The sequence below is a fragment of the Psychrobacter sp. CCUG 69069 genome (genome assembly GCF_021023115.1).
Classification (GTDB): Bacteria; Pseudomonadota; Gammaproteobacteria; order Pseudomonadales; family Moraxellaceae; genus Psychrobacter; species Psychrobacter namhaensis.
The window spans coordinates 1-12,946 of sequence record NZ_QQAI01000028.1; the positions used below are offsets into that span (position 1 = coordinate 1).

Genomic DNA, 12,946 nt, shown 5'->3' on the forward strand with positions numbered 1-12,946 from the left:
TGTGTTTGCTCGCGCTATTGTGGGCTGGAAAGTATCTAATCGTATGAACACAGATATGGTGATGGCGGCGTTAAATCAAGCAATAGCAGATAGAAACTATCCCAAAGATGTGATTCATCACAGTGATTGAACCGCCCCGACTATATCGGAGACTTGATTGCTTGAGTCAGGCAGCTTTGTCTGACTCAATAAAACTATCATAGTATCGTCTCTCAAACTCAAAAGGCGACACATAACTAATCGTACTATGAGTGCGAGTTTTGTTAAACCAATCGACCCATTCAAGGGTTGCTAATTCAACATCACACGCATCCCGCCACTGCTGTTTTAAATATTCAATCATCTCCGTTTTATAAAGTCCGTTAACCGTTTCAGCCAACGCATTATCGTATGAATCACCTGTCGTGCCAACAGATGCAATGACGCCAGAATCAGCCATCTTATCAGTATAGCGAATTGATAAGTACTGAACGCCGCGATCACTATGATGAATGACATCTTTAGGATGGTTTCTGTCTGCAATGGCTTGGTTTAGTGCTGCCATCACCATATCAGTGTTCATACGATCTGATACTTTCCAGCCAACGATAGCGCGAGCAAATACATCAATGATAAAGGCGGTATATACCCAGCCACTCAGTGTCTTTATATAGGTAAAATCAGCAACCCATAGTTGGTTAGGGCGATGGGCATTAAAGTTACGATTAACCAAATCATCAGCACGCTTTTGATCGTCACGAGACTTAGTCGTTATCTTACCTTTACCTCGCCAAATACCCTGCATTCCATGCTGACGCATTAAACGCTCTACAGTGCAGCGTGCAGGATGTATACCCTCTGCTTTCAACTGTTGCCAGACTTTACGAGTACCATAACGGCATTTGCTGTCCTTCCAAATACGTTTGATTTCATTTAGATAGAAATCGTCATGCTGACTACGCTGTGAACGCTTCTCCGGATTGTCGTTTAAGTCTTTGGTACGATAGTATGTGGATGGGGCAATCGGCAAGACTCTACAAATAGCTGGAATGCCATAAATAGATTTATTCTCGTCGATGAATTGAACCATCACTAAGGTTTGCGGTCTATTTCCGCCTGGGCGAAAAAAGCGGCTGCTTTCCTTATGATCTCATTGGCTTGTTTTAATTCTTTGTTCTCACGTTCAAGCTCTTTGATGCGCTCGGCTTGGCTTTGAGCTTGAATCTTTGCAGGAATGGTTTTATCAATGTGCTTTTTATGCCATGATCGTAGGGTCTCAGGCGTGCAACCTATCTTTGGCGCTATGGCTTTGATGGCTGACCAGGTGGATGGGTAATCGTCTTTAGCTTCAATTAGCATACGGACGGCGCGCTCTTTCATTTCAGGAGTGTAGGTTTGTCTTTTCATTGTCGTATTCTCTCAGAATGTTAAGTCTCCGACAATACCGGGGCGGTTCAATGTGTGTGCTAAGTTATTCTCCAATAATAATCTTATCAGGAATCCACACTGTCATTATTAATGAGGATTTGATGAATTTCTACGAGCGAAATCATAATTTGTTAGATGTCAAAAACTCAACTATTGAGGGGCTATAAATCTTACTTCATGGTATATATGCGCTTATATTTTGTGCATTTGAGACATTAAAAAAGGCTACTAACACTATGCTATATATAGCGTTAGTAGCCTTCGTTTAAATTGATATTTTACTCAGGTGAGGTTGTTAATATTAGGGTTTGAAGTTTGCTAAGAGTATGATGTGAATATCGCACAACCGCTAAGAGTATGATTGTTTATCCCAACCGTAGACTGTATCAATAGAACGTAAATAACATTTCACCCTCGGAGAAAGCCTATCAAGAGGATTACCAGTAAGATTGATACATCTCAAACTATTCAGCTGTGTAAAATTATCTGGCAGGTTTCTAAGATTACAATAAACAAGCTCAAGCTTAACAAGATTATTAAGCTCACCAATACTATTAGGTAGCTTGCCCAATTTACAATAACTGATAAAAAACTCAGTCAGACTCTTAAGTTGCCCTATGATTTCAGGCAGCTCTTTGAGGCTACAATGGTTAATATAAAGCTTCTCTAGATTAGTAAGTTGACCTACGCTATCAGGTAGCTTGTCAAACTTGCCATGACTAATAAAAAGCTCAGTTAAGCTAATAAGCTGCCCTATGCTATCAGGTAGGACTTCAAGCTTAGAGTGATTAAAATTGAGCTTAGTTAAGTTAACGAGCTGTCCGATGCTATCAGGCAATACTTTAAGTTTACAGTTGATAATATTAAGCTCAGCAAGGTTAATGAGGTGTCCAAAGCTATCGGGTAGCTCCGTTAGTTCAAGGTGAAGCAGGTCAAGGTGAGTTAAGCTCAAAAGCTGGCCTATGCTATCAGGTAGCTCTTCAAGCTCACAATGAGTAATAAAAAGCTCTGTAAGACTGCTCAGTTGTCCAACGCTAGCGGGCAACTCTTTAATACGACAACGATTAATATAAAGCTTGTTGAGGTTGGTAAGCTGTCCAATACTACTAGGTAGGTCTTTGAGATCACAGTTAATAAGATCAAGGTCATTTAAATTTTTGAGTTGCCCTATGCTGTCAGGCAAGTGCTTGAGCGGGCAATAACTAATAAAAAGCTTAGCGAGGTTAATAAGCTGCCCTATGCTGTCAGGCAGTTCTTCAATCTCACAGTGAACTATATCAAGTACCGTAAGCTTAGTAAGCTGTCCAATGCTGTCAGGTAAACATTGAATCTGACAGCGACCAATGAACATCTTAGTAAGGTTATGAAGTTGTCCAATACTATCAGGTAGCGCTTCGAGTTCACTTTGATCAATAAAGAGTTCAGTAAGATAACTCAGTTGCCCGATGCTCTCAGGTAATGCGACAAGTTTAGAGTGACTAATAGACAGTTTGGTTAGATTAGTGAGCTTACCGATATTGGGCAGTAAATGACTTGAACATATGCCACTGATAGTTATATCTACTAGATTTGTAAGGTTGGTAAGCTCATCGGGTAGATAGGCTATTCTATAGACGTCTTTTGAGTGTTGCTCATCATGTTCAGGCTCTAAGATCTCTAGCTTTTTTAGGGCTAACAGTGATTCTTTATTACGAGGAATTTCAGAATGCTTGAGCTCAAACTCATCTGCCCACGCCCATATTTTCTCAATCCAGTTGTCATTAGTATTTAATGTTTTATTAGAAGTATCAGACTGATGAATGTCCTGATGGTAGTTATTATTGTTTGGATTCATAGCTTTATTCCTTATAACAACTTGAACTATTTTTCTTATGCCAGAATAACGTTAGTATCCTGACATAGGTTTATGCAGCCCTATGCTACACATAGTCGAGATAGTCTTTAGCTAAATAGTCTTTAGCTAATTTGCAAGGGGTTTTTTACCATTCATGATCTGCAGCACAAAGGTTCCGGACATTGTAATCAGTAGGAAACCATGGAAGGCCTCCATCGCGGTCATAAATCGAAGATGTCCGTTAGGCATGAGGTCACCTCGCCCAAGCGTTGTGTAGTTAACTAGCGAGAAGTAAAAGTAGTCCATAAAGGTAAGGGAGGCACTGCCGTTGGATGAGGACGAGACGAGGTCACCAACCTGAAAGTTATGCACAGCAACCCAAAAGCCAGTCGCATAAAGCAGTGCCTCAAGGATATGAGCCAGCACGATTGAGGCAACTGCGACCCCAAGGCAGTGTCCCGGATGGCGCGACGGCGTCACAAACTGTGACGAGAATTTTAATACGCCATAATGTATTGCTGTGCAGACAGCGATTAGAATCGCTGCCATTATAATTGCCAGAATCACTTTTTATCCTTTTTGAGGAAGGAACGACATTAAAGGAAGATTACCCTATTTATTTTAACTAATCCTGTATAATTTTTTCACTATAGCTAACGACTACGCATAAGCACTAGAGTCTATTCAGATAGGTCATTACGCAGTCATTTGAATCAGTCAGCATATGTAGTAACAATCCTAGACCAATTATTCTATAGGGCTTTGGTAGAAATAGCATAGCCGCATAAACTGCCATTGCATAGTAAGTATGTAATGGATGAAAATTAATACTACAGCGATCAGGTAAGAAAACAGGTGTTGCTAGCAAGTGATCTAAATCTACCAGCATGGTTGCTAAAAGAATCAAATATACTCGTTTGTAATCATCACGAAAAAAAGTATAGGCAATAATCAACGGCATGCCAAAATGCAGGAAGTAGTGGATAACGGTTTGGATCATCATCTTTCCAATTCAGCATGATGTTTTATTGATAAGTTGGTATGCAGAATAATTAAACTAGTAAACGTTACTTAAGAAGCCAAAGCTACATGTTCATGCTATGTTCAGACTTGAAAAACAGGCGCAAAGCCACCCCCTGGTGTGCGAAAGTTAGTCGCTTGGCCTTGATAGATACGCCCAGCAGTTAGTAGCAGCTGTCCTGCATAGGTATAAAGACGTATATCTACCTTTCTAGTCGTCACCACATCATCAATCTTTATTGATCGCTCTGTAGCAGGGATAAAGGTCTGCGCAATATAGCTTTCATCTAAAATAGTCTCGAATACGCGGCGGGTAATCTTGCTGCCACGGTAAACGCCCTTACTACCATAACCAGCTACTGGCTTAAAAAACAATTGTCTCCGAGTACGCCATAATTCTGCTGCATCCTCTTTTGTAACCATTCTGGTAGTTGGTACTGACTTTTTTAGATATTCTGCATCATCATCACCTAGTCCCCACGACTGCAAAGTTTGCGTATCGGATAGTAAAGTCAGGTTGCGCTTATTAGCGAATATAGCATGGGCATGCGGATTGGGGGTTACTACTACCGCACCCTCTAAATAGGCACTTTTAAGCACGGCGTGGTTGGGGTTTTCAAAGGCGAAATCGACTAACCGATTATAGATCATATCAATGGGCTTGCTATGAGCTGTCAGTACACCATCAGCATAGTTAAGCTCAGACGGATCGAGTATAACGGTATCAATGCCTTTAGCTTGAAGTAGTTGGCAGGCCAGCTGAAACTCCAAATACATGAACTGGCTTTTGGGCTCATTATCCACAATAGCAATGCGATTGGGCATGCTAGTTGCCGATTGTCGCTGCCATTCTTGTATGAACATATTAGCGACCGCTTCTTCAAACCCATCAAGCATTTTAGTAGTAGCAACACTTTGCTCTGAGGGGCGACAGCAGTGTTTTTGTGCGCGGGCAAGTGCTACGTTTAAAAATGCGCCTCCAGCATTGGTATTGATCTCAATAAGCTTGGGGTCATCGCTCCCTAAGTGAAAGTCATAACCCATAAAGGCCCCTATTGGCCCCGGATCGAAAGCCGCGATATTGGGTGCCCACGACAGTACTTGCTGTTGATATGACGGTAGTCTAGCAGTCGACTCAATAGCTGCGATGATTCGCACCATTGCTTCTATCTCTGTCTTAGGGACGAACACCGGTGTCGCTGAAAACAGCTTATTAAGCTCATTGGCTCCTAGTGGATTATCTCTTGTGTTTACTAATTGATCTTGCAGGCTGTTATTAAGCGCTTTACGATCTAAAGTACGGCAATAGCACTCTTGATTAAGCTGATTTGCCAGATTATCATTCGTTTTGTTTTTATTATTAATTAGGGATTCCATTTAAATCTCATTACTAAGTTGAATGTACTGATAGGGTTTAAGGGACAGCCAAAATAAAAAAAGTGTCTTAAATGTTTAAGATAAGGTTGTTTTTATAGTTACTTTACGAAATAGTCATTTTGCAAGATACTTAATTTGCAATATATCTAGTTTATAAATTAGCTACTTTGCAAGGTTATACGGTTTTACGCTCTTCTTTAATGAGTACTTTCGCTAAAAACAAACCTAACTCGAACAGTAGCCACATTGGAATCGCGAGCAATAGCATTGACACCCCATCGGGCGGTGTGACTACCGCTGACACAGCAAAACAACCGACGATGATATATCGGCGCTTACTCTCTAGACTCTGAGTGGATATGATACCGACCATTATCAATAATAAAGTAACCACTGGAATCTCAAAAGTGAGTCCAAATACCATAAATAACTTTAGCGCAAAGCTTAAATAACTGTCGATATCGGTCATAGGTATAACGTTTTGCGGAGCGAATAAAATAAAGAACTTCAATACGCCTTTGAGTACCACAAAGTAGGCAAAAGCGACACCAGAATAAAATAGGAATATCGAAGATATCAGCACTGGAATAGTGATTTTTTTCTCTTTTTTATATAATCCAGGCGCTATAAATGACCAAATTTGATACAGAATATACGGCATCACTACAAAGGCAGCAACGAAAATCGTCAAGCGAATAGGTGCCATAAAGTTCGAGGTAATATCAGTAGCAATCATAGTCGAATTCGCAGGCAGCTGCGCAACCAGAGGGTCTGATAAAAGATTGTAGAGCTCACGCGAAAACCCTACCAATGCTAAGAAGACGATCAAAACGGCTACGCATATTTTGATGAGATGCTTGCGTAATTCAATCAAATGCTCAGTAATAGGCATGTCGCTAAGCACATTCAGCACATTATCAGTCTCAACATTATGGGTAGCATCTGACGCCTTAGCATCTGTATTTGCTAACTTTCTTTGGCGACTTTTTTGGCGCTTAAATAAGCTCATTTATCCCCCTTCTCTATAGCTGAAGAAGAGGAAGTATCTGGCTGATGATTTTGCTGCTGAGGAGTGTTTGACTGATAGGAAGTATCTAAGCTTTGGTTTTGCGAGTTTTCAAACTTATCCATACTACCGCGCATCTCGGCTAACTCACGCCGCATGTCTGTCTCAGTCTGACGAATCTTTGCCAGCTCATCTTGCATCTGTTTTCGTGTCTCAGCCAAATCAAGCTCAGACTCTATATCAGACTGTAAGGTTGAAATCGTGCGACGCAATTTGGCATACCATTGCCCAGCGGTACGTGCAGCTTGTGGTAGTTTTTCTGGGCCCAATACGATTAAAGCAATGACGCCAAACAAGAGTAATTCGGAAAACCCAATATCAAACATAACAGTCACATATATTAATAGACTACTTAGTGCCGCTATTTATAAGCGGCGCGCTTCATACTTTAGGCTGGTCATCAGTGGAAATAGGGCTGATTTCCATATCATCAGCCTGATTACCTACACGCGTATTTAAATCATTACTTGCAGCTGGCGTACTATTTTCATGGCTAAGCACATGATTTTTGCGAGCATTCTCGGGTTCTTCATCTTTGACCGCTTCTTTAAAACCCTTCACCGCACCGCCTAAATCTTTACCTGCATTTTTAAGCTTGGCAGTACCAAATACGACCACCACTACGACCAATAAAATCAGCCAATGTGTAATAGAAAAGCTGCCCATAATATTATCCTTATTCCTAGTTTTTAAAATGCTCTATACTCGTCGTTGTGCTTTAGCTTTAGTGGTCAATTTATAACATTTACATTACAAATCTAGCCGCCGTAATCTAAGCGCATTACCAATCACCGATACTGACGATAAGCTCATCGCCGCTGCTGCTATCATCGGGCTTAGTAGTAAACCAAAGGCAGGATAAAGCACGCCTGCGGCAATGGGTACGCCGATGGCATTATAAATAAAGGCAAAAAACAAATTCTGTCTGATATTCCGCATCGTTGAGCGGCTCAGCTTATGGGCTTTGGCTATACCCATCAGATCGCCTTTGACGAGAGTCACGCTAGCACTCTCCATCGCCACATCAGTTCCCGTACCCATAGCGATACCGACATTCGCCTGCGCTAGTGCTGGCGCATCATTGATACCGTCTCCCGCCATAGCCACTATTTTGCCGCCATCTTGCATCTCTTTGACGATACGGTTTTTATCTTCTGGTGAGACATCGGCATGGACGTCATCGATGCCTAACTTATTAGCGACCGCTTGCGCGGTTTTTTCATTATCACCCGTTAGCATGACGACTTTTAAACCGGCACCATGGAGCAGTTTTATCGCATCGGCGGTGCTTGGCTTGATCGGGTCAGCGACTGATATTATCCCAGCCGCTTTGCCATCTATAGCGACGAACATCACCGTTTCGCCCTCTTTTCTACGAATATCGGCTTTACTTGATAACTCACTATCAAAACTGTTTAAGCTCTGCATCAGTTTTGAGTTACCGATAGCGACTTGCGTGCCATTAACTAGCGCTTGTACGCCCTCACCCGTCGTTGAATTAAAGTCCGTAGCGTTAGGGATAATAAGCGACTTGTCCTTAGCAGCTCTCACGATAGCTTCTGCTAAAGGATGTTCGCTAGCCGTCTCTACTGCGGCGACGAGAGCCAAAAACTCATCTTTATCTTGACCTGCCAGCGCCTCGATCGCGGTCAGCTCAGGTTTACCAGCGGTTAATGTGCCAGTCTTGTCAACAACGATAGTATCGACTTTTTCCATGCTCTCAAGCGCTTCAGCGTTTTTGATAAGGACGCCATTTTGCGCGCCCATGCCTGTGCCGACCATAATAGACATAGGCGTTGCCAATCCAAGCGCACAAGGGCAAGCGATAATAAGTACGGCGATAGCGTTAACGATAGCAAACGCCATGGCGGGAACGGGGCCAAAGATGGCCCAAACGATAAAAGTTAGGATTGAGCAAACAAGCACAATCGGCACGAACCAACCTGCGACTTGATCAACGATTTTTTGTATTGGGGCACGACTACGTTGAGCTTCAGCGACCATTTTGACGATTTTGGATAACACCGTGTCGTCACCGACATTGACCGCTTCAACTAATAAGGTGCCAGTACCATTAACGGTGCCACCCGTAACCGGATCGCCTGATACTTTAGCGACAGCAAGCGGCTCACCGGTGACCATCGACTCATCAACATTACTACTACCCTCAATGACCATGCCATCTACGGGAAGTTTTTCACCGGGTTTGACGCGCAGTTTATCACCACTGACCACTTCTTCTAGAGCAACTTCTACCTCAGCGCCACTCTCATCCACTCGTCTCGCGGTTGGCGGTGCCAGCTCAAGTAGCGCTCGAATCGCACCTGAGGTTTGACTTCTGGCTTTGAGTTCCAACACTTGGCCTAACAACACTAAGGTAGTAATAACTGCGGCGGCTTCATAATAAACCCCAACTTGACCTGCAGAATCTCTAAAGCTATCGGGGAAAATATCAGGGAAGAAGGTAGCCACAATACTAAACCCATAAGCGGCGCCAACCCCTATGGCTATTAAAGTGAACATATTAAGATTGCGGCTTTTTATCGATTGCCAACCGCGTACAAAGAATGGAGCCGCGCCCCAAATGACCACTGGCGTTGCTAATGCTAATTGTATCCACTGCGCCACTTGTGAGGAGATATCGTACTCACCAATAGTATGCAGATTGATACCGACCATATCGCTCATGGCATAAAGAAAAAGCGGAATGGTCAGTACGGTACAAATCCAAAAGCGCCGCGTCATATCGTCAAGCTCTGACGTATCTTCCTCACCCACCGTTACCGTTTCGGGTTCTAACGCCATGCCGCATATCGGACAGCCACTATTTTCAACGTCTCTAACTTCAGGATGCATAGGACAGATATAGACGGTGCCAGTATAATTTGCTGGCACTTTGTCGTATTTGCCGCCTTTGACTGATTTTACTTCGCCGCTTTTAGTATGATTTCCATGACAATGCGCATGAATGTCTTCATTGTTGCTTGCTTGATCATCTCTTAAACCAGCGACCTCATTTTCAGGTTTAAGAAACATACCGCATATTGGACAGTCGCTTTTTTCAGTATCTCTAACCTCGGAGTGCATAGGACAAATGTAAATCGTACCATCATAATCTGCTGGCACTTTATTGTAATTGCTGCCCTCGATGACTTTTGCTTCGGCGTTGCTGTTATTAGTTGAATTGGCGCTGTGACCCTGTGTATGGTTGTCTTTATCATCGCTTGAGTTAGCTACTTCGTCTTCATGTTTAAGAAACATGCCGCATATCGGACAATCACTAGCTTCAACATCACGAACCTCAGGATGCATGGGGCAGATATAGACTGTACCTTGATAATTTTTGGGTACTTTGTCGTACTGACCATCTTTTACAGATTTTGACATCGTCTATTACTCCCTTACTTTTAACTTCTAACTTTAATATTTAATGATTATTATTATGTTAGTGTTAACAGATTAATTATTGACAACTAAGTATAGGATTTAAGCAACTATCAAAACTTAATTTGGTTTACGCAAATACTTAAAAAGAGCCATAACAGCTAATACTAATAGAGCGAGAAACAATAGCGCGATGACGACGCAGATAATCATCATGCCCTAACCCATACCCTGCATCATTGATCCATTCATCATGCCATGCATCACAAGAATTACTCCTTACTTTTTAGTACTTACTCCAAGTCATCAATCAGCTGCTGCATCTCACCGATTTCACGTCTTTGGGCTTCGATAATTTCATCAGCCAATTGACGTACACGTGGGTCTTCAATATCAGCACGCTCACTAGTTAAGATAGCAATGGAGTGATGCGGAATCATCGCTTGCATCCAGTCAACTTGGTCGACCGTTTGCTGAGAGCGTACGCCCCAAAGACCAAAGGCAAATAAAACTACGCTAACCCCATAAACCATCAAGTTTATCTTGGTTTTTTTATACATATTGGTCATAAAGGCGAGCATGATAATTGCCATTACCGCGCCCATATACAGCGCCATATAAGCTCGGGTTTCACTAAAGTAAATATGATCCCACTGATAGGTGTTAAAATACATCATGATAAACATCACCACTGTGGATGTTAAAATCATTAGGGTAAATTTCACATATGGATTCATCTGATTTTTGTTGTTATTCATATTATCCCCCTATAAAAATATGTTATTAATTCCTTTATCAACTCACAATGTACAATCTTAGAACCAAAACATCACACCAGCAGTCAGACTATTAGAATCAACGTCTTCGTCCTCTTGACGACGTAAGTCTCGCGCATCACCCAAGGCGCTCTCGTAGCTGAAACCAACATAAGGCGCTAGCTGACGACTGAATGTCTCATAAGCCAGCCTAACTTCAGCTTCAAACTCATTAAATCCTTTAGTAATACCGTTATCGGTATCATCTTTACTAAAGGCAGTCAGCTCCAGCTCTGGTCTGACCACCCAACGCTGATCTAAGCGCCACTCGTACGCTGCCCCAAGATCAAGCTGGACTTGACCATCAGTATATAGATAAGCTCTTGCGTCAGTCTCAACGAAGTACGGCGCCGTACCAGCAATGCCTGCCATGATTGCGGACTTATCGTTTTCAGTATTATAAGCAATACCCGCTTCTCCATTCCAGAAGATACCGAGCGGCTTCCAATAAGCGAGTGAGCTTAGACTATCGATCTCTTTATCATCGTTAGTTTGAGCACTACCTTCACTGCGTAGAGTGACACGATTACTATCAGTACCGTACCAGCCTTCAGCTTCAAAATCGATTTGGTCATTCTCAAACTGATAGCCCAAAGTTTCTACTGACACACCCCATAACGGTAAGCTACCCATCATTACCGGTTTACCATACTGTCCATAGTCAACACCATTTGAGTAGTCGGGACTACGAGCATTAGGAGGTGGTTCGCCGCCTTGCATTCCAGACATATCCATATTCATACTGCTATGATCCATACCTGACATGTCCATACTACTGTGATCCATACCTGACATGTCCATGCCACTATGATCCATACTCGACATATCCATATCTGACATATCCATGCCACTGTGATCCATGTTCGACATGTCCATATTCGACATATCCATGTTGCCGTGATCCATATCGGGCATGTCAGCGGCATTTGCTACAGGTGACAGTAATAACAGCAAAGATGATATGCCAATAAACGGTAGACCTACTTTATACATTTTCATAATAAGGCTCATATTTAAAGGGTTAAATGACGGCAACTTCTCGAAACATGCCCGCTTCCATGTGATACAGCAGATGGCAATGCCAAGCCCAGCGCCCCGCCTCACCTGTGACATCGAAACTAATCTTTTGCGCTGGCTGCACCATTATCGTATGTTTGCGAACTTGAAAATCGCCATCAGGCGTGCGCAAATCGCTCCACATACCATGCAGATGCATAGGGTGGTTCATCATAGTGTCATTGACTAAGGTAATACGCACACGCTCGCCCGGTTTGATATTAACAGGCGATGCGTCCTTAAACATAATACCGTCTAACGCCCAGATATAGCGCTCCATATTACCGGTTAGATGTATTTCAATCTCTCGAGTGGGCTTGCGCTGCTCGGCCATTATTTCATTGCCAACAGAATGCAGTTGGTTATAGGTTAAAACCTTACGATTAATATCACGCAAATTAATACCCGGATCATCGAGATTCATCCGTGGACTATCGACGCGCATATCTGTCTTAAAGTCATATTCGGTCTTAGCATGACGGGCATCATAGCCATTAGCACCCATAGCCCCCATCATATCGGACATAGTTAGCCACTCAACATCATCCATAGCAGGTATGGCAGCGCGAGCGCCTCTTTTAGTGGCAAGCGTGGTTGCGACAAAGCCGGTGCGATCGATGTTTTGGGCAAATATGGTATGCGCGTCACGGGTTGGGGTGACGATGACGTCATAAGTCTCAGCCACACCGATACGGAAGTCATCGACATCAACGGGCGCGACATCATTACCATCGGTGCCGACCACTTTTATTTTGAGCCCTGGAATGCGCACATCAAATATGGTCTGCGCGGAGCCATTGATAAAGCGTAGTTTGACCGGCTGACCTGTTTTGACCAATTGCGACCAATTCGCCGCTGTCGTTTTACCATTCATAAGATAAGTAAACGTGGTCTCACCAGATAAATCAGTAAAATCAGTCGGCATCATGCGCATCTGGTTCCACATTTTACGTTTATCATAAGCCGCCTCAAGATCCGTAGCGGCAA

General features: G+C 42.8%; 12 protein-coding genes, 1 pseudogene and 1 other annotated feature. Of the genes and pseudogenes, 1 reads left to right on the top strand and 12 read right to left on the bottom strand.

The genetic code is table 11. The annotated features are described in order from the left end of the window. Positions 1–127, top strand: a pseudogene (locus DVY93_RS12035) (IS3 family transposase); the annotation flags it as partial. Positions 128–166: 39 nt separating this feature from the next. On the opposite strand, the gene DVY93_RS12040 reads toward DVY93_RS12035, so the two are convergent. From DVY93_RS12040 to DVY93_RS12095, 12 genes are all read right to left on the bottom strand, one after another. Further along, positions 167–1,386, bottom strand: a protein-coding gene (locus tag DVY93_RS12040) for an IS3 family transposase (protein ID WP_442966524.1) whose coding sequence is annotated in 2 segments (ribosomal slippage) — positions 167–1,101 and positions 1,101–1,386 — 1,221 coding nt in all. Because the reading frame shifts where the segments join, the coding sequence is not laid out codon by codon here. Continuing rightward, positions 995–1,111: a sequence feature (AL1L pseudoknot), on the bottom strand. It overlaps the preceding gene by 117 nt. Positions 1,387–1,756: 370 nt before the next feature. Next, the gene (locus tag DVY93_RS12045) at positions 1,757–3,241 is read right to left on the bottom strand and encodes a leucine-rich repeat domain-containing protein (protein WP_201600860.1); all 1,485 of its coding nucleotides are present in this window, start codon (positions 3,239–3,241) and stop codon (positions 1,757–1,759) included. Positions 3,242–3,367: 126 nt separating this feature from the next. Then, on the bottom strand, positions 3,368–3,790 hold the full coding sequence (locus DVY93_RS12050) for an ion channel (RefSeq protein WP_201611663.1): 423 nt from the start codon (positions 3,788–3,790) through the stop codon (positions 3,368–3,370). A 124-nt stretch (positions 3,791–3,914) separates the two neighbouring features. Then, positions 3,915–4,244, bottom strand: a complete 330-nt coding sequence (locus DVY93_RS12055; protein WP_226945081.1) for a DUF6122 family protein — start codon at positions 4,242–4,244, stop codon at positions 3,915–3,917. Between the two features lie 101 nt (positions 4,245–4,345). Then, the gene (locus tag DVY93_RS12060) at positions 4,346–5,638 is read right to left on the bottom strand and encodes a hypothetical protein (protein WP_071001775.1); all 1,293 of its coding nucleotides are present in this window, start codon (positions 5,636–5,638) and stop codon (positions 4,346–4,348) included. 175 nt (positions 5,639–5,813) lie between these two features. After that, the gene (tatC, locus tag DVY93_RS12065; RefSeq protein ID WP_025645697.1) at positions 5,814–6,647 is read right to left on the bottom strand and encodes a twin-arginine translocase subunit TatC; all 834 of its coding nucleotides are present in this window, start codon (positions 6,645–6,647) and stop codon (positions 5,814–5,816) included. After that, positions 6,644–7,030 carry a Sec-independent protein translocase protein TatB gene (gene tatB / locus DVY93_RS12070; RefSeq protein ID WP_192992010.1) on the bottom strand — a complete coding sequence of 129 codons (387 nt, stop codon included), beginning with the start codon at positions 7,028–7,030 and terminating at the stop codon, positions 6,644–6,646. Before tatB ends, tatC begins: the two co-directional genes overlap by 4 nt. Positions 7,031–7,085: 55 nt before the next feature. Continuing rightward, positions 7,086–7,370: a Sec-independent protein translocase subunit TatA gene (tatA, locus tag DVY93_RS12075; RefSeq protein ID WP_011959992.1), complete on the bottom strand. Its 285-nt coding sequence runs from the start codon at positions 7,368–7,370 to the stop codon at positions 7,086–7,088. An 84-nt stretch (positions 7,371–7,454) separates the two neighbouring features. Continuing rightward, positions 7,455–10,091: a copper-transporting P-type ATPase gene (locus DVY93_RS12080; protein ID WP_230710998.1), complete on the bottom strand. Its 2,637-nt coding sequence runs from the start codon at positions 10,089–10,091 to the stop codon at positions 7,455–7,457. A 290-nt stretch (positions 10,092–10,381) separates the two neighbouring features. Continuing rightward, positions 10,382–10,846, bottom strand: coding sequence for a DUF305 domain-containing protein (locus DVY93_RS12085; protein WP_226945083.1), 465 nt, complete (start codon positions 10,844–10,846; stop codon positions 10,382–10,384). A gap of 57 nt (positions 10,847–10,903) precedes the next feature. After that, entirely contained in the window at positions 10,904–11,902 is a 999-nt protein-coding gene (locus tag DVY93_RS12090) for a copper resistance protein B (RefSeq protein WP_230711001.1), read from the bottom strand. 22 nt (positions 11,903–11,924) lie between these two features. Beyond that, positions 11,925–12,946, bottom strand: a 1,022-nt coding sequence (locus DVY93_RS12095; RefSeq protein WP_230711004.1) for a multicopper oxidase domain-containing protein, incomplete at its 5' end; no start/stop codon positions are given.